General features: G+C 68.7%; 19 protein-coding genes. 17 read left to right on the top strand and 2 right to left on the bottom strand.

Going from position 1 to position 20,060, the window contains the following annotated elements; translation table 11 throughout:
• The first annotated feature begins 47 nt into the window (after positions 1-47).
• The 11 genes from steA (at position 48) to der (ending at position 11,301) form a co-directional block, all read left to right on the top strand.
• Positions 48-1,241, top strand: coding sequence for a putative cytokinetic ring protein SteA (steA, locus tag CVA01_RS11825; RefSeq protein ID WP_014009814.1), 1,194 nt, complete (start codon positions 48-50; stop codon positions 1,239-1,241).
• Complete coding sequence (locus tag CVA01_RS11820; protein ID WP_141330944.1) at positions 1,238-2,140, top strand: copper transporter; 903 nt, start codon at positions 1,238-1,240, stop codon at positions 2,138-2,140. The genes steA and CVA01_RS11820 overlap by 4 nt, the downstream gene beginning before the upstream one ends.
• 48 nt (positions 2,141-2,188) lie before the next feature.
• Positions 2,189-3,862 (top strand): CTP synthase, encoded by a 1,674-nt coding sequence (pyrG, locus tag CVA01_RS11815; RefSeq protein ID WP_141330942.1) that lies wholly within the window; start codon positions 2,189-2,191, stop codon positions 3,860-3,862.
• Positions 3,863-3,868: 6 nt separating this feature from the next.
• Positions 3,869-4,528 (top strand): NUDIX domain-containing protein, encoded by a 660-nt coding sequence (locus CVA01_RS11810; protein ID WP_014009817.1) that lies wholly within the window; start codon positions 3,869-3,871, stop codon positions 4,526-4,528.
• A complete protein-coding gene (locus CVA01_RS11805; protein WP_041629964.1) occupies positions 4,518-5,456 on the top strand; it encodes a tyrosine recombinase in 939 nt (312 codons plus the stop codon). The genes CVA01_RS11810 and CVA01_RS11805 overlap by 11 nt, the downstream gene beginning before the upstream one ends.
• Positions 5,457-5,583: 127 nt before the next feature.
• A complete protein-coding gene (locus CVA01_RS11800; protein WP_141330940.1) occupies positions 5,584-6,450 on the top strand; it encodes a ParA family protein in 867 nt (288 codons plus the stop codon).
• 2 nt (positions 6,451-6,452) lie between these two features.
• Complete coding sequence (locus tag CVA01_RS11795) at positions 6,453-7,271, top strand: segregation and condensation protein A (RefSeq protein ID WP_141330938.1); 819 nt, start codon at positions 6,453-6,455, stop codon at positions 7,269-7,271.
• A gap of 12 nt (positions 7,272-7,283) precedes the next feature.
• Positions 7,284-7,829: an SMC-Scp complex subunit ScpB gene (gene scpB / locus CVA01_RS11790; RefSeq protein WP_014009821.1), complete on the top strand. Its 546-nt coding sequence runs from the start codon at positions 7,284-7,286 to the stop codon at positions 7,827-7,829.
• Positions 7,830-7,934: 105 nt separating this feature from the next.
• Positions 7,935-8,840, top strand: a complete 906-nt coding sequence (locus CVA01_RS11785; RefSeq protein ID WP_014009822.1) for a pseudouridine synthase — start codon at positions 7,935-7,937, stop codon at positions 8,838-8,840.
• Positions 8,840-9,601, top strand: coding sequence for a (d)CMP kinase (cmk, locus tag CVA01_RS11780; protein WP_041629965.1), 762 nt, complete (start codon positions 8,840-8,842; stop codon positions 9,599-9,601). The genes CVA01_RS11785 and cmk overlap by 1 nt, the downstream gene beginning before the upstream one ends.
• Positions 9,598-11,301, top strand: a complete 1,704-nt coding sequence (gene der, locus CVA01_RS11775; RefSeq protein ID WP_141330936.1) for a ribosome biogenesis GTPase Der — start codon at positions 9,598-9,600, stop codon at positions 11,299-11,301. Before cmk ends, der begins: the two co-directional genes overlap by 4 nt.
• A 133-nt stretch (positions 11,302-11,434) precedes the next feature.
• Here the strand turns inward: der and CVA01_RS11770 are convergent, their stop codons facing one another.
• Positions 11,435-12,214 (bottom strand): plasmid pRiA4b ORF-3 family protein, encoded by a 780-nt coding sequence (locus CVA01_RS11770; protein ID WP_141330934.1) that lies wholly within the window; start codon positions 12,212-12,214, stop codon positions 11,435-11,437.
• A 104-nt stretch (positions 12,215-12,318) separates the two neighbouring features.
• Positions 12,319-13,296, bottom strand: a complete 978-nt coding sequence (gene mmuM / locus CVA01_RS11765; RefSeq protein ID WP_141330932.1) for a homocysteine S-methyltransferase — start codon at positions 13,294-13,296, stop codon at positions 12,319-12,321.
• Between the two features lie 23 nt (positions 13,297-13,319).
• Here mmuM and CVA01_RS11760 point away from each other — a divergent pair, with 23 nt between their 5' ends.
• The 6 genes from CVA01_RS11760 to CVA01_RS15495 all read left to right on the top strand — a co-directional run bounded on the left by CVA01_RS11760 (position 13,320) and on the right by CVA01_RS15495 (position 20,050).
• Positions 13,320-14,789 carry an amino acid permease gene (locus CVA01_RS11760; RefSeq protein ID WP_141330930.1) on the top strand — a complete coding sequence of 490 codons (1,470 nt, stop codon included), beginning with the start codon at positions 13,320-13,322 and terminating at the stop codon, positions 14,787-14,789.
• A 55-nt stretch (positions 14,790-14,844) separates the two neighbouring features.
• Positions 14,845-16,161: an adenosylmethionine--8-amino-7-oxononanoate transaminase gene (locus CVA01_RS11755; RefSeq protein WP_141330928.1), complete on the top strand. Its 1,317-nt coding sequence runs from the start codon at positions 14,845-14,847 to the stop codon at positions 16,159-16,161.
• Positions 16,158-16,862, top strand: a complete 705-nt coding sequence (gene bioD / locus CVA01_RS11750) for a dethiobiotin synthase (protein ID WP_073884707.1) — start codon at positions 16,158-16,160, stop codon at positions 16,860-16,862. The genes CVA01_RS11755 and bioD overlap by 4 nt, the downstream gene beginning before the upstream one ends.
• 73 nt (positions 16,863-16,935) lie before the next feature.
• Positions 16,936-18,345, top strand: coding sequence for an ABC transporter transmembrane domain-containing protein (locus CVA01_RS15595; protein ID WP_170209772.1), 1,410 nt, complete (start codon positions 16,936-16,938; stop codon positions 18,343-18,345).
• Positions 18,342-18,542 carry an ABC transporter ATP-binding protein gene (locus CVA01_RS15345; RefSeq protein WP_170209771.1) on the top strand — a complete coding sequence of 67 codons (201 nt, stop codon included), beginning with the start codon at positions 18,342-18,344 and terminating at the stop codon, positions 18,540-18,542. Before CVA01_RS15595 ends, CVA01_RS15345 begins: the two co-directional genes overlap by 4 nt.
• Positions 18,539-20,050, top strand: coding sequence for an ABC transporter transmembrane domain-containing protein (locus CVA01_RS15495; protein ID WP_141330923.1), 1,512 nt, complete (start codon positions 18,539-18,541; stop codon positions 20,048-20,050). The genes CVA01_RS15345 and CVA01_RS15495 overlap by 4 nt, the downstream gene beginning before the upstream one ends.
• The last annotated feature ends 10 nt before the right edge of the window (positions 20,051-20,060 follow it).

The following is a 20,060-nucleotide window of genomic DNA, read 5'->3' as shown; positions in this document are numbered from 1 at the left end:
GCTCTCACCGGCGCGCCTCCGCCAGAAGAGGGGACCCACAGTTCACAATGTCCACCATGATCTTCTCCCGTACCGACGACACCCCAGGCATCCACGGCCATACCCGGGACTGCACCGGCGCGAAGGGCAGTTCCACGCTGGCCAAGCTCGGTGAGGGCGACATCGTCGTCATCGACGCCCCGGACATCAACCGGGCACTTGCCCAGAAGCTCATCGACGCCAAGGTCGCCGGCGTGGTGAACACCGCAGCCTTCACCACCGGTAACGTCCCCAACTTCGGCCCGCAGATGCTGCTGGACGCCGGGGTCACTCTCGTCGAGAACGCGGATCCCGCGCTACCCGGCAAGACGAAGAACGGGAAGAAGGGTCGCCTCGACGACGGTAAGATCTTCTACGGGGACCGCTCGATCGGTAAGGGTGAGATCCTCGACGAGGACACCGCCCGCACCCGGTTCCTCGACGCCCGTGAGGCGCTCGTCGACCACATGGAGGCGCTCTCCGGCAACACCGCGGAGTTCGTCAGTACCGAGGCGCCACTGCTCATCGACGGCCTCGGCGTCCCCGAGGTCGAGGTCGACATGGACGACCGTAAGGTCCTCATCGTCAGCCCAGACCCGGAGCTGGAGTCCAAGCTCAAGGCGCTGCGGTACTTCATCCGCGAGTACGACCCTGTGCTCATCGGTGTCGACCAGGCGGTCGACGAACTGGTCCGGCACGGCTACCGTCCGTCGGTGATCATCGGTGACCCCGAACTGATCTCCTCGGACAACCTGCGCTCCGGCGCGACCGTCATCCTTCCCGCCGACCCCGACGGCCACGCCGCGGGCCTTGAGCGTATCCAGGACCTCGGTGTCGGCGCGATGACCTTCCCCGCCGCCACCCGCGACGCCACCGACCTGGCCCTGCTGCTCGCCGAGTACCACGGCGCGTCCATGGTCGTGAACCTCGGGCCGACCGTCGACCTCGAGCGGATCTTCGACACCGCGTCGGCCCCGGACACGCCCTCCTCGATGCTCTCGCGTCTGAAGGTCGGCAGCCGCTTCGTCGACTCCTCCGCCGTCGCCGAGCTCTACCGCGTCTCCCGTTCCGGTGGAGGCTGGCTGTGGGCGATCCTCGGTATCATCGCCGCGGTCGTGGTGATCATCCTCATCGCGGGTCTCAGTGGCTCCGAAGGTTTCGTCGACAACCTCATCGACAGCTGGAACAACATCGCCACGAAGTTCCAGGATCTCTTCTCGTGAGCGGCCCGAAGATCCTCGGCGGGGTAGCGGCCGGTATCGCCGCAGGCACACTGCTCGGTTTCTACGTCCTCGCCCCCAATGTGGAGGGCGGTCCCGCCGCCGTGGATTCCGACGTCCAGGAGCAGCTGGACTCCACCCGTGACGAGCTTTCGGCGTCCACCGCCGGTCTGGACGCCGACGACGCCGTCCTCGACGAGATGGCCGCCGGCGCCGTGCGCGATGACCTGAAGGACCACAGCGTCCTCGTCGTGGCCATGCCCGACGCCGACCAGGAGCTGGTCGACGCCCAGCGCGCGCTGCTCTCCGATGCGGGGGCGACGGACGCGGGGACTCTCTCACTCGCCGATGACGCCGTTTCCCAGGACAAGGCGGACGCCGTGAAGTCCCTCGCGGCGAATACCCTGCCGGCCGGAGCGAAGCTCTCCGAGGACCGTCGGGACCCCGGCTTCCACTTCGGTCAGGTCGTCGGCCAGGCGCTCCGGAGCGCGGGTGACCGGGCGAAGGAGGCCTCGGAATCCGACCGGTCCCTGGTGCTCGGCGCTCTCGACAAGAGCGGTTTCATCGACGGGGGGATCCCCGAGGTGGATTCCGCCGACGCGGTGGTCGTGGTCACCGGGCCCACCGGTGGCTTCGCCGGAACCTTCACCGCCGACCTCGCTGCCGGTCTGGACGACGTCACCGGTGGGGTCGTCCTCGCCGGTGACTGGGCCTCGACCACCGACGGTGGGGCGCTGGAGATCCTGCGTGCCGACCGGGCGGACACCGAGAAGGTCAGCACCGTCGACAATGCCGACCGGACCGCCGGTCGGATCACCGTGGTGCGGGCCCTGACCCAGCAGCTGGACGGGAAAGCCGGGTCCTACGGCGCGGCGGAAAGTGCCGCGACGCCCTCGCTGTGATAGGTTGAAGCCCCGTAGGTTTTATCGGTTACCACCACGGGAGTTGACGTGTCTCAGGGGCGCAGCGAGCAGCACACCAAGTTCATCTTTGTCACGGGGGGTGTCGTCTCTTCGCTCGGTAAGGGCCTCACCGCCGCCAGCCTGGGACAGCTGCTCGTGTCCCGCGGGCTGACCGTGACCATGCAGAAGCTGGATCCGTATCTCAACGTCGATCCGGGCACCATGAACCCCTTTGAGCACGGTGAGGTCTTCGTCACCGATGACGGCGCCGAGACCGACCTCGATCTGGGGCACTACGAGCGTTTCCTCGACCGGAGCCTCACCAAGAACGCCAACGTCACCACCGGCAAGGTGTACTCCACCGTCATCGCCAAGGAGCGTCGCGGTGAGTTCCTCGGCAAGACCGTGCAGGTCATCCCGCACATCACCGACGAGATCAAGTCCCGCATCCTCGCCCAGGCCGCACCGGACGCCGACGGCGTCGTCCCGGATGTCGTCATCTCCGAGGTCGGTGGCACCGTCGGTGACATCGAGTCCCAGCCTTTCCTCGAGGCGGCCCGCCAGGTCCGCCACGAGGTCGGCCGCGAGAACATCTTCTTCATCCACGTCTCCCTGGTTCCCTACCTGGCACCGTCCGGCGAGCTGAAGACCAAGCCGACCCAGCACTCCGTCGCGGAGCTGCGCAGCATCGGTATCGTCCCGGACGCCATCGTCCTGCGTTGCGACCGGGAGGTCCCGCAGGGGCTGAAGAAGAAGATCGCCCTGATGACCGACGTTGACGAGGAAGGCGTGATCTCCTGTGCAGATTCCTCCTCGATCTACAACATCCCGAAGGTGCTCTACAGCGAGCACCTCGACTCCTTCCTCATCCGTAAGCTGAACCTCCCGTTCCGCGACGTGGACTGGACCGTGTGGGGCAACCTGCTCGACCGCGTCCACAACCCGCAGGGCGAGGTCACCGTCGCACTGGTCGGCAAGTACATCGACCTCCCGGATGCCTACCTCTCCGTCGCCGAGGCCATCCGCGCCGGCGCCTTCGGTGAGCGGCGTAAGGCCAACATCCGCTGGGTCGCGGCCGACGACTGCGCCACCCCGGAGGGCGCCGAAAAGCTGCTCGGAGATGTCGACGCGGTCGTCGTCCCCGGTGGCTTCGGTGTCCGTGGCATCGAGGGCAAGATCGCCGCGGTGACCTACTGCCGCGAGAATCTCATCCCGATGCTCGGCATCTGCCTCGGCCTGCAGTGCACCGTCATCGAGGCGGCCAAGGCCGCCGGCATCGAGGACGCGTCCTCCACCGAGTTCGCCGAGGAGCTCGGCGTCACCGGTACCCCGGTGATCTCCACCATGGCCGAGCAGGAGGCCGCCGTGCAGGGCGAGGCCGACCTGGGCGGAACGATGCGTCTCGGCGCCTACCCGGCCGTCCTGGCCGAGGGGTCGGTCCTGGCCGACACCTACGGGACCACCGAGGTCTCCGAGCGTCACCGCCACCGCTTCGAGGTGAACAACGCCTACAAGGAGCAGATCACCGAGGGGTCCGGTCTGCAGTTCTCCGGCACCTCCCCGGACGGCCGTCTCGTCGAGTTCGTCGAGTACCCGAAGGCCGTCCACCCGTACCTCGTCGCCACCCAGGCGCACCCGGAGTACAAGTCCCGTCCGACCCGTCCGCACCCGCTGTTCGCCGGCCTGATCAAGGCCGCTATCGCCCGTCGCGAGGCGAAGTAGCCGCTCATGGCTGACCTCTACCGCACCCTGTCCAGCGACCTGCTGGTGGACGCCCCGATCCTCGCCCTGCGCCGGGACCGGATCTCCACCGCCACCGGGGAGGCGACCCGCGAGGTCGTCGAGCACTTCGGTGCCGCCGCGGTCGCCGCTGTCCGGGGTGGGGGAGACAACCGTGAGGTCCTGCTGATCCGTCAGTACCGGCGCCCGGTCGGCCGCTACCTCTGGGAGTTGCCCGCAGGCATCCTCGACCTTGTCGGCGAGGATCCGCTGACCGGGGCGCAGCGCGAACTGGCGGAGGAAGCCGGCGTCGCGGCATCCACCTGGCATCTGCTGGGCGACATCGCCACCTCGCCGGGCACCAGTGAGGAGATCTGCCGGATCTTCCTCGCCGAGGATGTCCGGCCGCTGACCGCACAGGAGTCCGATGCGCTGCCGGAGGCTGAGGGTGAGGAGGCGGACATGACGCACCGGTGGGTGCCGGTCGCCGAGGCCGTCGACATGGTCCGCCGTGGCGAGGTGGAGAACTCCATCGCCGTCGCAGGGTTGCTGCACCTGGCCGTCGGGACGCGTCGTGAGGTCACCGAACCGTTCGCGAAGACCTCCGCCCTGTCCGACCGTCGGTCGGTCGGGCAGGAACCCGGCACCGACATGAAGCATGTCCGCTGACGATTCCGTACTGCGCCGCGACTGGTTCCGCCACCTGCGCACCGAGCGCGGTCTGAGCTCCAACACCCTGGAGAACTACGGTCGAGACGCCGACCGCTACCTCACCTGGCTCGAGGGTGAGGGGCTGACCGTCGCCACGGCGACGGTCGCCGACATCGAACGCTTCATCACCGACCTGCGCAAAGGACATGAGGTCACCGGAGGTCGACCTCTGGCGCAGACGTCTGCCGCCCGGTCATTGAGCACGGTGCGCAGCCTCCACGCTTTCGCTGCACGGGACCGTGGCATCCCGGATGCCGCGGACGCCGTCCCGGTCACCCAGCAGCGCGCGGACCTGCCGAAGGCCCTGACCATCGACCAGGTCACCGCGCTCATCGAGGCTGTCCCGGTGGGGGAGGATGCCCGCCCGCTCGACCTGCGCGACCGCGCACTGGTTGAGCTGTTGTACTCCACCGGCGCCCGGATCAGCGAGGTGCTGGACCTCAATGTCGACGATATCGACCGGACGCAGGACACCGTCCTGCTGCGCGGCAAGGGTGACCATGAACGGGTCGTCCCGGTGGGGACCCCGGCGCTGGCGGCGGTGGACGCCTACCTCGTCCGGGCGCGTCCGACCCTGGCCGCACGCGGTTCGGGTCGGGCAGGCAGCGACGGGGCCGCACTGTTCCTCACCGCGTCCGGCAGGCGGATGCGTCGCCAGTCCGGGTTCAATGTCGTGGCGGCGGCGGGGGAGAAGGCCGGTCTGGGGAAGGTGAGCCCGCACGCGCTACGGCACAGCTTCGCCACCCATCTGCTCGCCGGTGGTGCCGATATCAGGGTGGTCCAGGAACTGCTCGGCCACTCCCATGTGGTGACCACACAGATCTACGCGAAGGTGACCCCGGACCTGCTCCGGGAATCTTGGGCACTGTCACATCCCAGGACTTGACCGGCGGTGCCTGCCGCAGGGGTCGTTCGCTGCGTGATACTGTGGCCCTTGTGATTCCTGAGCCCGGGTGACTCCCGGACCAGGTCAGGAGATCGGGACCAGAGTCCAGGTAAGGAGCTTGACGCAGATGGCTGAGACCAACGACGGTCTGTTCAGGGAGCCTGAGATGGGCCTGACAGGCCGACCGCTGCGCAAGATCCCGACACCCGCATCCATCGACTCCCACGGCCCGGCGACCGTCATCGCCATGTGCAATCAGAAGGGTGGCGTCGGCAAGACCACCTCCACGATCAACATGGGGGCGGCGCTGGCCGAGTACGGTCGAAGGGTCCTGCTCGTAGACCTGGATCCGCAGGGCGCACTGTCCGCCGGTCTCGGCATCCAGCACGAGGACCTCGACACCACCGTCTACAACCTCCTCGTCGACCGGGACGCCACCCTCGAGGACGCGCTGCACCATACCGCGATCGACAACCTGGACGTCATCCCGGCGAACATCGACCTCTCGGCCGCGGAGATCCAGTTGGTCAACGAGGTCGGCCGTGAGCAGGCCCTGGCCCGGGCGCTGCGTCCGGTGATGAAGGACTACGACTACATCATCGTCGACTGCCAGCCGTCCCTCGGACTGCTCACCGTCAATGCACTGTGCTGTTCCGACGGCGTCATCATCCCGATGGAGTGCACCTACTTCTCGCTGCGCGGCCTGGCTCTGCTGCACGACACGGTGGACAAGGTCAAGGACCGGTTGAACTTCCGCCTCGAGGTCATCGGCATCCTCGTGACCCTCTTCGACCGGCGGACGAACCACTCCCGCCAGGTGATGAACCGGGTGGTGGAGGTCTTCGGCGACCGCGTCTTCGACACGGTCATCACCCGCACGGTCCGGTTCCCGGAGACCACGGTCGCCGGCGAGCCGATCACGTCCTGGGCGCCGGCCTCCGAGGGTGCCAGGCAGTACCGCGACCTGGCCGCCGAGGTCATCGAGCGGACGTAACCATGGCTGCCCACGCCGTGGAGCCCGTCCAGCCGGAGATCACCGGGTTCCGGGTCGCCCTGGCCAACTTCGACGGCCCCTTCGACCTCCTCTTGCAGCTCATCCACTCCCACAAGATGGATGTCACGGAGATCGCCCTGGCGACCGTGACCGACGAGTTCATCGCCTACACCCGGTCGCTGACCGGGTCGGTGGACGACCTGGACGAGGTCACCGAGTTCCTCGTCGTCGCAGCAACCCTGCTCGACCTCAAGGCCGCCCGGCTCGTGCCGCGGGGTGAGGTGGAGAACGAGGAGGATCTGGCGCTGTTGGAATCCCGCGACCTGCTCTTCGCCCGCCTGCTGCAGTACAAGGCGTACAAGTCCGTCGCCGAGCTCTTCTCCGGGTGGCAGAGGGACGCCGCCCGCAGCTACCCGGTCCAGCTGTCCCCGGAGCCGCAGTTCGTCGACCTCATGCCGCCGGTGGAACTGGGGCTCACGCCCGACCAGTTCGCCGAGATCGCGGCGTCCGCGTTCCGTCCGAAACCGCTCGAGGTCGCCACCGGGCACATCCACGTCCAGGCGGTGTCCGTACCCGAGCAGGCCGGACATATCCTGTCGACGCTGCGTGTCGCCGGCGCCGACCACTGGGTCAGCTTCGCCACCCTGATCTCGGACTGCGACCTCTCGATGACCGTGGTCGGACGCTTCCTCGCGCTGCTGGAGCTCTACAAGGCCCGTGCGGTGGGCATCGAGCAGCCGGAGCCGTTGGGCGAGTTGAGCGTGGCATGGACCGGGCTGGACGTCGACCCGTCGGTCGTCGCGGCGAGTAACTGGGACTAGAAGGAGAACGTCATGGAACCTGTGTCACTGCTGCGCAGTCGGTTGGAGTCTCTGCTGCTCGTCGCCGATGAACCGACGACCGCGACCGATTTCGCCCGTCTGCTGGACGTATCGGCTGTGGATGTCACCGAGACGCTGACGGAGATCGCCACCGAGTTCTCGGACCGGGGGATGGGCTTCGAACTGCGGGAGCGTGAGGGAGCCTGGCGGCTCTACACCCGCCGGGACAACTCCGAGACGGTGGAGGCGAAGGTCCTCGACGGGGCGCAGTCACGGCTGTCGCGCGCGGCACTGGAGACCCTCGCCGTGATCGCCTACCGGCAGCCGGTGACCCGGTCCCAGGTGGCCGCGATCCGCGGTGTGAACTGCGACGGCGTCATGCGGACCCTGACCCTGCGTGGGCTCATCGCCGAAGTCGGCGTGACCGGTGAGATCGGTGGCGCACACCTCTACGCCACCACGGAGCTCTTCCTGGAACAGCTCGGGATCGAGTCGCTCGAGGTGCTGCCGAACCTGGCCCCGCTGCTGCCGGACGTGGACCAGATCGACGTGCCGTGAGTGAGAATGACCATGGTGCGGTGATGGTCTACACTGGTGGGTCAGACAACTGAACATCCCTCGACCATGCCGTGACCACGGCAACAGAAAGATTTTGAGGACACCGTGAGCAAGCCCGCTCGCCGAGACGGCACACCGGAACGCAACGAACACAACAGGGACGTGGAGAGCTACATCTCCAACGCACGTCCCGCCCGCCACCAGCATGTGGCGGACCGTAAGCCGCCGAAGAAGGCCGGAGGCCAGGGGAACCAGAAGAAGCGGACCAAGTCCGACAACGAGAAGACCCGCCTGCAGAAGGTCCTCGCCGCCGCCGGCGTGGCGTCCCGCCGGATGAGTGAGAAGCTCATCGAGGCCGGTCGGGTCGAGGTCAACGGCAGCATCGTCACCGAGCAGGGTATGCGTGTCGACCCGGAGAACGACGTCATCCGCGTCGACGGCGTCCGCGTCATCGCCGACGAGGAGATCGTCACCTTCGCGCTGAACAAGCCGCGCGGCATCCACTCCACCATGCACGACGAGTTCGGGCGGCCGTGCCTCTCCGATCTCGTCGGGGAGCGTGTCGAGGCAGGTCAGCGACTGTTCCATGTCGGACGCCTCGACGCCCAGACCGAGGGTCTGCTGCTGCTCACCAACGACGGGGAGCTCGCCAACCGGCTGATGCACCCGCGCTACGGCATCAAGAAGACCTACCTGGCCACCGTGCTCGGCGAGGCCGACCGCCGACTGGTGCGACAGCTCCTCGACGGCATCGAGCTCGACGACGGCATCGTCATCGCCGACGAGGTGCAGATCATCGATGCCTGGCAGGGCAAGTCCCTGATCAAGGTCGTGATCCACGAAGGTCGTAAGCACGTCGTGCGTCGCATGCTCAAGGAGGCCGGATTCCCGGTCCAGGCCCTGGTCCGCACCAAGGTCCACACCGTGCAGCTCGGCGAGCAGAAGCCCGGCACACTGCGCGCCCTCAACCGTTCCGAACTGACGAGTCTCTACAACGCGGTGGGACTGTGATGACCGACCTGAACACCTTCGACGAACTCAAGACCCTCGACAACGTCGTCGGCGGCGGCCTGATCATCGCCGTCGACGGTCCCTCCGGCACCGGCAAGTCGACCGTGTGCCGCCTGCTGGCCACTGCCGCGGACGCCAAGTACCTCGACACCGGTGCGATGTACCGGGTCGCCACGCTGCACGTGCTGCGCTCGGGCATCGACCCGTCCGACGAGGACGCTGTCGCCGAGGCCACCGCCGATCTGCCGCTGCAGGTCAATGAGGACCCGGCCTCCACCGAGGTGCTGCTCGACGGGGAGGACGTCTCCGCCGAGATCCGTGGCCCCGAGGTCACCGCCCACGTCTCCGCGGTCGCCGCGGTACCCGCGGTGCGCGCCAACCTCGTGGCCCTGCAGCGTGCTCTGGCACTGCAGACCGGCCGCTGCGTGGTGGAGGGCCGTGACATCGGCACCGCCGTGCTACCGGACGCCGCCTGCAAGGTCTACATGACCGCCAGCGCGCAGATCCGGGCCCGGCGCCGCTACGACCAGGACACCGCGGCCGGACGCACCGTCGACTTCGACGCCGTGCTCGCCGACGTGGAGCGCCGCGACGCCGCGGACTCCTCGCGGACGGTGTCTCCGCTGCGTCCCGCCGAGGACGCCACCATTCTCGATACCGGGGAACTGGATATCGACGGCGTGCTCGACGCCCTCGCCGGTCTGACCGTGGCCTCTGCCGCGAACCCCGCCGATTTCACAACCGCAGGGAGCAACCGATGAGTGACGAGAACAAGACCCCGGACAACAACACGGAGAACAACGGGGAGGAACTGATCTTCCGCACCGCCGAAGGCACGATCGCCGGCGAGACTGCCCAGCAGTCTGAGCCGGTTGAGGCTGCCGCGGAGTTCGCCGACGAGACCGAGTTCTTCGAGAACTTCGACGAGGACGACTTCTCCGACGAGGACTTCGACGACGACTGGTCCGACGGGGGCGAGGGAGCCACCGAGTTCATCGTCACCGGCGGATACGACGACGTCGACGGATCGATGGACGCCGAGGACTTCGATCTCCTCACCGGCGCCGGCGAGGACACCGACTGGGAGGCCGTCGAAGCGGCCTTCGGCGTCCTCGGTGACGACGAGGCCGAGCGCGAGGCACTGTGCACCGTTGCCATCGTCGGCCGCCCGAACGTCGGCAAGTCCACCCTGGTCAACCGCTTCATCGGACGCCGTGAGGCCGTCGTCGAGGACTTCCCCGGCGTCACCCGTGACCGCATCTCCTACATCGGGGACTGGGGTGGACGCCGCTTCTGGGTCCAGGACACCGGCGGCTGGGATCCGGACGCCAAGGGCATCCACGGCGCCATCGCCCGTCAGGCGGAGACCGCCATGGCCACCGCTGACGTCATCGTCTTCGTGGTGGACACCAAGGTCGGCATCACCGCCACCGACGAGATCATCGCCCGTCGCCTGCAGCGCTCCGAGATCCCGGTCGTGCTCGTGGCCAACAAGTTCGACTCGGACTCCCAGTACGGCGACATGGCCGAGTTCTGGTCCCTGGGTCTCGGCGACCCGTACCCGGTCTCCGCACAGCACGGCCGTGGTGCCGCCGATGTGCTCGACCAGGTGCTGGCGTCCTTCCCGGAGACCCCGCGCGAGACCTCCATTGTCGCCGGCCCGCGCCGCGTGGCGCTGGTCGGACGCCCGAACGTGGGCAAGTCCTCGCTGCTGAACAAGATCACCGGTGAGGACCGGTCCGTCGTCGACAATGTCGCCGGCACGACCGTCGACCCGGTGGACTCGGTGGTGGAGCTCGAGCAGCAGATGTGGCGCTTCGTGGACACCGCCGGTATCCGCAAGAAGACGAAGACCGCCCGCGGCCACGAGTTCTACGCCTCGCTGCGTACCCGGGCCGCCATCGACTCCGCCGAGGTCGCCATCTTCCTGGTGGACGCCTCCGAGCCGATCGCCGAGCAGGACCAGCGCGTCCTGCGGATGATCCTGGACTCCGGCCGTGCCCTGGTCGTCGCCTACAACAAGTGGGACCTCGTCGACGAGGACCGTCGTGAGGACCTGGAGCGCGAGATCGACCAGCAGCTCGCGCACGTGCCGTGGGCCCGTCGGGTGAACATCTCCGCGAAGACCGGTCGGGCGCTGCAGCGTCTGGAGCCGGCGATGATCGAGGCACTGGAGAGCTGGGACCAGCGCATCCCGACCGGCCAGCTGAACACCTGGCTGCGTGCGGTGATCGCGCAGACCCCGCCGCCGATGCGTGGCGGACGCCTGCCGCGCGTCCTCTTCGCCACCCAGGCAGCCTCCAAGCCTCCGGTGATCGTACTGTTCACCACCGGCTTCCTGGAGCACGGCTACCGCCGGTTCCTGGAGCGGCGACTGCGTGAGTCCTTCGGCTTCGAGGGCTCGCCGGTGCGCATCGCGGTGCGTGTGCGCGAGAAGCGGGACCGCCGCAAGAAGAAGTAGTCGGGCGCGGTAGTCCGCGGTAGTCACCGCTCCGAAATGAGCACGGATCCCGTGAACTGCCCAGTTCACGGGATGCGTGCTCATTTGTGTGCGGTCTGTGGTTGTTCCGCACCCGTGGGATGGTGCCGCCGTGTCAGTGGAGGCGGGCGTTCGCCTCAGCGACGTCGAAGTGAGCGGGATCATCGAGCACCTCGACCAGCTCAGCTTCGGTCAGCAGACCGCCGCAGTTCTCCGGGGGCGTGGCACGCCGGCCACCGGTGACCGAAGCGTCCGGCGTATCCGCGGGGACGGTGGTGTCGAGGATCTTCTCCAGCTTGATCTGGTGGTCCCAGTTGTCGGTGTCATCGTAGAGGTACCGCAGGGAGTCCCCGGTCTCCTGAATCGTCTCGTCCAGTCGGACCTGTGCCTCCGGGAGGGCGGTGTCACCTTCGAGGGAGAACCGGTGGGCGTGGGCGTCGGACCAGCCGAAGGCGGCCTGAATGACGCGGTGCACCGCATCCAGGGTGAGATCGGAGCGGACCTCGACGCGGCGCCAGATCGGCGGCTTCGCACCCTTGAGGTCGATGCGCAGCTGAAGCAGCTGCGGGGTGGACAGTGCGGTGTAGGGCAGTTCCGGGGCGTCCACGGCGGGTGCTGCGGGCTCGGCGGTCTCTACGGTCTCGGCGACTGCGTCAGGAGCCGGGGTCACCGCGGGTTCCGTGGTGGCGTCGGCGACCGGCGCGGTGTCACCCTGCAGCTTCCTGTCGAGGTCTTCGGTGTTGAAGTACGCCGGGGCGGAGGACCGCCGGACGGGGGCGGACACGTGCCCGGCGGACGGCTGCGGCGTTGTCTTGCGTCCGGACCGCTTCGCGGCCCGGGACTTCTTCGCCTTGCCGGCAGCCTTCTTCTTTTTCTTCCAGGACTTGCTACTCATGGCGGTCCAGTCTATCGGGTGCAGCACCGCGCGCTGTGAGCCCCCGGCGTGTGGGACGCTCTACGCTTGTCTCTGCGGGCACATGCTGCCCGTCTTCTCAGCTGCTATCCGCGCACAGCCTGCGCGATCGCGGTGATCTCCCGCGGGGTGACGCGGCAGCAGCCGCCGATGAGACGGACGCCGGCGTCGAGGAAATCCGGGACGGCGTCGATCAGACTGGTGGTTCCCTCGGCGGTACGCGGCAGCCAGCAGCGGTTGACGTGGTCCCACAGCTCACCGCTGTTCGGGTACACCGACAGGGGCAGCGGTCGTCCCGCCGCCGCCAGCCCCGCACCCAGCTCACGGACCGCGGCCAGGGCGGCGTCCGCGCTGACGCAGTTCACGCCGACAGTGCGGAAGGCCGGAGTTTCCGCGACGATCCGGGCGACCTCCGACAGCTCAGTGCCGTCACTGAGCGTCACCCCGTCGGCCAGTGTCCCCGGGGTGCGGGGCAGCACCGTGACACTGAGCAGGGCGTCCACGCGAGCGGCGGTGAACTCGCGGGCCAGTGCCTCAATCTCCCGGACCGAGGGCACTGTCTCGGCGATGAGCACGTCGGCACCGGTGGAGGCGAGAATCCGGATCCGGTCACGGTGCCAGTCCGCCAGTTCATCGACGGTCAGTCCGTAGGCGCCGTCGTACTCGGTGCCCTCACCTGGGCCGGCACCGTAGGGGCCGACTGAGGCGGCGACCCAGCGCGGCGCACCAGCGGTCTCATCGGCAGTGGACGCGGCCTCCCGGGCCACCTCCACCGCCCGGCGCAGCAGCAGTTCGGACTCGACCACTGCGTCCGCCCGTGACATGCCGGTGGCCACCAGACCGTCGACGGTCACCTCGTAGGAGCAGGCCGTGGCGACCTCCGCACCGGCGGCGAAGAAGTCGACGTGGGCGTCCCGGACCTCGGTCGGATTGTCCTTGAGGATCTGGGCGGACCACAGCGCACCGGTGATGTCGTTGCCGCGGTCCTCCAGGCGGGTCCCCAGGCCGCCGTCAAGGATCACGGCGCGATGAGTCAAAATGCTGAGCAGATCATTATCGGTCATTGCCGTGAGTATAGGCTGACCCCATGTCAGACACCGCCGCCACCGCCGCAGGCACCACGACAGATCCCACCACCGCCACCGGCCTCAAGCGGACCATGGAACAACGCCACCTGGTGATGATCGCCCTCGGCGGCGTCATCGGTTCGGGACTGTTCGTCTCCTCCGGCTACACCATCGGCGAGGCTGGCCCGCTCGGCGCCGTCCTCGCCTATGTCCTGGGCGCGCTGGTCGCCTGGATGGTGATGTGCTGCCTCGGCGAGCTCGCCGTGGCCTACCCGGTCTCCGGCGGGTTCCACATCTACGCCTCCCGGAATCTGGGGCAGGCCTGGGGTTTCGCGACGGCGTGGCTGTACTGGCTGTGCTGGGCGGTGGCACTGGGCAGTGAATTCACGGCGTCCGGCATCCTCATGCAACGGTGGTTCCCCGGCATCAGCGTGTGGGTCTGGTGCCTGGTCTTCGGCATCCTGCTGTTCACGCTCAACGCCGTTTCTGCCCGGGTGTTCGGCGAGACCGAGTTCTGGCTCTCGCTGATCAAGGTCGTCGCCGTGCTCGCTCTGATCATCGTGGGTGCGGCCACCATCGTCGGAATCAACCCGGTCGCTGACGGACCGACCCCCGGACTCGGCAACTTCGACACCGACGCCGGACTCTTCCCTGCAGGCTTCGGCGGCATGCTCGTGGTCACCCTCGGCGTGTTCTACGCCTTCTCCGGCACCGAGCTGATCGGCGTGGCCGCCGGGGAGGCGAAGAACCCGGAGAAGGTCATCCCGAAGGCCATCCGCACCGCAGTGATCCGCTTGACGGTGTTCTTCGTCGGCGCGATCCTCGTCATTGCCGCCCTCGTCCCTTATGAGGACGCCGGCCTCGACGAATCCCCCTTCGTCACCGTTTTCGACATCGCCGGAATCTCCGGGATGGGCGACGTGATGAACTTCGTCATCATCGCCGCCCTGCTCTCGGCCGGGAACTCCGGTCTGTTCTCCTGTACCCGCATGCTGCACTCCATGGCGGCGGAGGGGCAGGCACCGAAGGCGTTCCTGCGCACCACGAAGCGTGGCATCCCGATGCTCGCGCTGTGCGTGTCGATGGTCGGCGGGGTGGCCTCCCTGTTGTCGAGTGAGATCGCGCCGAGCAGCCTGTACATGATCCTCGTCTCTATCGCCGGGTTCGCGGTGGTGGCGGTGTGGATCGCGATCGCAGCGTCCCAGCTCTCCTTCCGGCGCCGGTTCCTCGCCGCCGGGGGAGAGATTGCCGGTCTGCACTACCGGGCGCCGGCGTCCCGGGTGCTGGCGTGGCTCTCCATCATCGCGCTGGTGGCGTCCCTTATCGGGGTCGGATTCGACGCCGATCAGCGTGAAGCCCTCACTGTCGGGTTCCCGTTCACCGTGATCTGCCTGGTGTACTACCGCTGGCGACACGGTGCCGGTTGCTTCACTCCGCAGGGACAGGACGCCGAGCTGGACGCCGCGGTGACGGCCTCCTCCCGGAAGTGACCGGTCATACTGCCCTGATTTGAACACTGTTCAAGTTTGGGCGACCATAGTGACCATGCACGCAACCACCGACACCCGTCACATCTGGCACCCGTATTCCCCGGTGCCCGGCCCCCGTGAAAATCACCATGTCGCCGGCGCTGACGGGGTGAATCTCACACTCACTGACGGTCGCGTCCTCATCGACGCCATGAGCTCGTGGTGGGCCGCCGCCCACGGGCACCGCCACCCTGACCTCCTCGCCGCCGCCCACCGTCAGCTCGACACCCTGCCCCACGTCATGTTCGGCGGCTTGACCCACACCCCGGCCGTCGAGCTCACCGACCGCCTGCTGGCGCTGACCGGCGAGGCCTACGTGGACTGCCCCGGTGACGACCTGGCCACCGTCTTCTTCGCGGACTCCGGCTCCGTCGCCGTCGAAGTGGCGATCAAGTCCGCGCTGCAGACCCAGCGCGGACGCGGCCACCCGGAACGTCGCCGCCTGCTGACCTGGCGCTCCGGCTACCACGGCGACACCTTCGGTGCGATGTCCGTCTGCGACCCGGACGGTGGCATGCACTCCCTGTGGGCCGGCACCCTCACCGGACAGATCTTCGCGCCCGCCCCGCCGGTCCGTGGCAGCGGTGACCGGCAGATCGCCGACTATCTGCAGGTCTTCGACAGCCACATCGACGACACCGTCGCCGCCGTCATCATCGAGCCGGTGGTCCAGGGCGCCGGAGGTATGCGCTTCCACGACCATGCCCTCGTCGCCGGCGTCCGACGGATCTGTGACGCCCACGGCGTCCTGCTCATCGCCGACGAGATCGCCACCGGCTTCGGACGCACCGGCGACCTGTTCACCACCGCCGCCGCCGGGATCACCCCGGACATCCTCTGCGTGGGCAAAGCGCTCACCGGCGGCGTGCTCACCCTCGCCGCCGTGCTCACCACGGCCGCCGTGTCGGACGCGGTGAGTTCTCCCGACGGTGGCGGGGCCCTGATGCACGGGCCCACGTTCATGGCCAATCCGCTGGCCTGCGCGGTCGCCACCGCGGCGATGGACCTGGTCGGTGACGGATACTGGCGCACCACGGTGCCGAGGATCGAGGACGAGCTCAGCCACGGACTCAGCCACCTCGCGGGCCGGGACCATGTCGCCGATGTCCGCGTCCTCGGGGCGGTCGGTGTCGTCGAGCTCACCACCGCCCTCGATGATGACGCGATGACCAGGGCACAGAATGCCGCTGTGAACCACGGGGTGTGGCTGCGCCCCTTCGGCCGCCTCATCTACTGCATGCCGCCGTTCATCAGCACCACCGACGAGGTGGACACCATCTGCCGGGCGGTGGCCGCCGCAGTCAGCGCCGCAGCCGAAGGGGTGGCGGCATGATCATCCTCGTCACCGGGACCGGCACCGACGTCGGCAAAACCGTCGCCACGGCAGCCCTTGCCGCGGCGATGGAGGGGTACGGACGCCGGGTCGGTGTCGTCAAACCGGTGCAGACCGGGGAACCCGGTGGCCCCGAGGATCACGGGGACCTGGCGAGCGTCCGCCGACTCACCGGGATCACCGATCTCCACGAGTTCCACCGCTACCCCGAGCCGCTGGCCCCGGACCTCTCGGCCCGCCGGGCTGGGCTTCCCACTGCAGAGTTGCATGAGGTCGCGGACCGGCTGCGGACACTGGACGCCACTGACCCGGACCGGGTCCTGCTCGTCGAAGGGGCCGGCGGCATTCTCGTCCGGCTCGGGGACAACTGGACCCTCGCCGACCTCGCCGTGGAACTGGCCGCGCCGATGGTCGTGGTCACCACCCTCGGCCTCGGCTCACTCAACGCCGCGGAACTGACGGTGCGGTGCGCGCTGCACCACGGGATCCGGGTGCTCGGTCTGATCGGTGGGAGTCTGCCGGAGGATCCTGATCTGGCGATCCGGTTGAACGTGGTGGAGCTTCCCGTAATGACCGGGGTGCCCCTGCTCGGCAGTGTCCCCGCCGGGGCCGGGGCGCTGGGGAAGGAAGAGTTCAGGCGGATGGCCCTGGAGAACCTGGGTCGGCATACGCTGTCACCGTGGATACAGACCCCCGACTGACGCGTCACGGCAGGTCGGACGCGGACCCGGACGCGTCCTGCTGCACGACATCCTCACCCGTGAACGACGCGCCGTGTTCTTCTCAGCCATCCTCTTGACCTGCTGGGCGGTGGGGGAGACAGCCGTTCCCGCGGTCATCGGCCTCGCCGTCGACGAGGCCATCGGTCCCTCTGATGTCGGTCGGCTCCGTCTCTGGCTCATCGTCCTCGGCGCCGCCTTCCTCGCACAGAGCTACGGATTCCGCAACGGAACCCGGCTCAGTTGGTTCGCCATGAACCGGCAGGAGCACCGGCTGCGTGGGGAGATCGTCCGTACCACCCTCGATCCGGCGCGCCGCACCACCGGGCGACTGCCCGGGGAGACCACCTCCCTGGCGTCCTCGGACGCGGACGCGGCCACCGGGGTTCTCCGTCAGGCGTCGATGGGCGCGGCCAGTGTCCTCGGCCTGGTCCTGTGCGCCGGCTACCTGCTGTGGGCCGACCTGTGGGTCGGAGTGGCGGTCCTGGTGGCCACCCCGCTGAGCATGGTCGTGCTGCGCCTGCTCACCCCGCATCTCTCCCGGACCAGCCACCGGCAGCAGGAGGGCATCGCCGCCGCAGGCGCCTCCGCCGCCGACGTGATGCAGGGGGTGGAGGTGCTGCGCGGCATCGGCGGAGAGTACCGCGCCGGGCGCTGGTACACCCGGCACAGTCAGGACGCCGCGAGGGCGGGTATCGCGTCCGCCGGAGCGTCCGGCCGTCTCGAGGGAGCGCAGGTCCTGGTCAGTGGTGTGGTCCTGCTCGTCGCTGCGGGGTTGGGTGCCTGGCGGGTGGTCGAGGGGGACATGACGGTTGGGACCCTCGTCGGTGTGCTCGGCGTGACCACGTTCTTCGCCGGCCCCCTGGGCACTGTCGTCGCCTTCAGCGAGGGCTACACACGCTCGGCTGCTTCGGCCCGGCGCATTGCCGGATACCTCGGCGCCGCCGCCACGACAGAGACCGCCGAGACTCCCGGCAAGGTCTCGGCGGACGCAGCCTGCGCCACCCTCAGCCTGACCCTCGAGGACGGCACCGTGGTGGACTGCCGGGCAGGACGTTTCACTGCATTGGTCAGTGCAGACACGGCCGTTCACCGGCGGATCCTCGACACCGTCGCCGGTGAGGCAGGCACGCTGCTGCTCGACGGGGTGGACGCCCGCTCCCTCGATCCGCGCGTCCTGCCCGGCGTCCTGCGGATCTCCCGCACACACCCCACCTGTTCGCCGGCACGGTCGTCGGTAACATCACCGGGCTGGAAGGTGGCCCACTTCCTGAGGCACTGCTGCGTGCCAGCGGCGTCGATGAACTCGTCGACCTCTTCGCCGACGGCGCCGGGCACCCGGTCGACGGCGCCGGGGCGAACCTCTCCGGTGGGCAACAGCAGCGCATCGTCCTGGCACGGGCCCTGGCCGGTACCCCACGCACCCGCGTCCTCGTCGACCCGACCACCGCCGTGGACTCGGTGACCGAGGCACGCATCGCAGAAGGACTGCGTGAGCTGCGGGCAGGGGAGCGGCAGGTCACTCTCGTGGTCGTCACGACCTCGCCGACACTGCTCGCCGTCGCCGACGAGGTTGTCCTGGTGGGTGATGGAGCGCTGCGTCGGGCGACCCACGCCGAGCTTCTGGCCGACGACTCCTACCGGGCGGTGGTCTCCCGGTGAGCTCACAGAACGTGCAGACAGCCACCCCGCCCACCCTGCCCACCCTGCCCACCCTGCCCACCGCGACCGGCGCGCAGGCCCAACGGTTCCTCCGGGCACTCCTGCGCCCGTACCGTGGCACGGCCCTGGCCGCCGGCCTGGTCACCCTCGCCGCCGGTGGTTGTGTGATGGTTCCGCCACTGGCCACCGGGCGGATCGTTGACCGGCTCAGCGCGCCCGGCGTGTCTTTCGGAGACGTTCTCGCACCCCTGGCGCTGATCCTCGCGTCCCTGCCGGTCGGCGCGGTGCTGTCCTGGTGGGCCCGGGTCTTGTTCGCGAGGGTGGCGGAGCCGACCGTCGCCACGCTGCGTGAGGATGTCCTGGCCCACGCTCTCGACCTGGCACCCGGGGTCACCGAGAAGGCGGGGACGGGGGAACTCGTGTCCCGGGTCGGTGACGATTCGCGCCTCATCTCCACCGCCGTGGCCACGGTGCTGCCGCAGGTCCTCTCCGCCCTCGCCCTGCTGGTGCTGGCGGTCCCCGGACTGTTCGGCCTGCACTGGGCACTCGGCCTGGCGGGTCTGGTCGGGGTGCCGATGTACGCGGCGTCCCTGCGCCGGTACCTGCCCCGCTCCGCACCGCTCTACCGGGCAGAACGCGAGATCCTCTCGCGACGCACGACCCGCTTCCTCGACGCCGCCACCGGCCGCGACGCCCTGATCTCCCAGGGGTGGGAGGACGCCGAGGTCACCCGTCTGGACGCGGCCTCCGACGAGTCCCGGCGGGTCCAGGACGACGTGGGCAGGATGCTCACCCGCTACTTCCAGCGCAACCACCTCGCCGAGTTCGCGGTCACCGCCGCGTTCCTCGTCGGGTTCGTCCTCGTCGACGCCTCGTGGACGACCGTCGGTGCGGTCACCGCCGCCGCGCTGCTCTACCACCGGCTGTTCAACCCGACCGCCGAGGTCATCGGCACCTTCGACCGGATCCTCGCCGGGATTGTGCCCGTCCAGCAGGGGAGCGTCACCCTCGACGGGATCGACCTGGACGCTCTCGGCACGGCACTGCGTCCGACGGTGGTGCTCGCCTCCCCGCGCACCGACCTCTTCGCCGCGACGATGCGTCAGAACCTCACCCTCGGGGCAGGGGAGGGTGACGGCACCGAGGACGCCACCGTCGAGGACGCCGTGCGGGCCTGCGGTGCCGACTGGATGCTCGATCTGCCCGAAGGGCTCGACACCCGCGTCGGTGATGACGGCCACCACCTCACCGCCCACCAGGCCCAGCACCTCGCCCTGGTCCGGCTGCTGCTGCTCTCGCCGGACGCGGCGCGCTGGTCATCGCCCATCGCCTCAGCCAGGCCCGCCTGGCTGACCGCATCCTCGTCATGGACGCCGGACGCATCGTCGAGGACGGCACCCATGACAGTCTCGTCGCTGCCGGTGGACGCTACGCCACCCTGTGGGCGGCCTGGACCGGAGGCAACGGCAGGGGAGAGGGCTGATGTCCGGGCACGGTCTGCGCGCTGACGGCGGCAGG

It is taken from the genome of Corynebacterium variabile (assembly GCF_006539825.1).
GTDB classification, from domain to species: domain Bacteria; phylum Actinomycetota; class Actinomycetes; order Mycobacteriales; family Mycobacteriaceae; genus Corynebacterium; species Corynebacterium variabile.
Note: the sequence above shows the minus strand (reverse complement) of the source record. Positions and strands in the feature narration are given on the sequence as shown.

Coding starts and splice junctions, on each gene's coding strand:
- steA (WP_014009814.1), top strand. CDS start 48: ATGTCCACCATGATCTTCTCCCGTACCGACGACACCCCAGGCATCCAC.
- CVA01_RS11810 (WP_014009817.1), top strand. CDS start 3,869: ATGGCTGACCTCTACCGCACCCTGTCCAGCGACCTGCTGGTGGACGCC.
- CVA01_RS11805 (WP_041629964.1), top strand. CDS start 4,518: ATGTCCGCTGACGATTCCGTACTGCGCCGCGACTGGTTCCGCCACCTG.
- CVA01_RS11800 (WP_141330940.1), top strand. CDS start 5,584: ATGGCTGAGACCAACGACGGTCTGTTCAGGGAGCCTGAGATGGGCCTG.
- CVA01_RS11795 (WP_141330938.1), top strand. CDS start 6,453: ATGGCTGCCCACGCCGTGGAGCCCGTCCAGCCGGAGATCACCGGGTTC.
- scpB (WP_014009821.1), top strand. CDS start 7,284: ATGGAACCTGTGTCACTGCTGCGCAGTCGGTTGGAGTCTCTGCTGCTC.
- cmk (WP_041629965.1), top strand. CDS start 8,840: ATGACCGACCTGAACACCTTCGACGAACTCAAGACCCTCGACAACGTC.
- der (WP_141330936.1), top strand. CDS start 9,598: ATGAGTGACGAGAACAAGACCCCGGACAACAACACGGAGAACAACGGG.
- CVA01_RS11770 (WP_141330934.1), bottom strand. CDS start 12,214: ATGAGTAGCAAGTCCTGGAAGAAAAAGAAGAAGGCTGCCGGCAAGGCG.
- mmuM (WP_141330932.1), bottom strand. CDS start 13,296: ATGACCGATAATGATCTGCTCAGCATTTTGACTCATCGCGCCGTGATC.
- CVA01_RS11760 (WP_141330930.1), top strand. CDS start 13,320: ATGTCAGACACCGCCGCCACCGCCGCAGGCACCACGACAGATCCCACC.
- CVA01_RS11755 (WP_141330928.1), top strand. CDS start 14,845: ATGCACGCAACCACCGACACCCGTCACATCTGGCACCCGTATTCCCCG.
- bioD (WP_073884707.1), top strand. CDS start 16,158: ATGATCATCCTCGTCACCGGGACCGGCACCGACGTCGGCAAAACCGTC.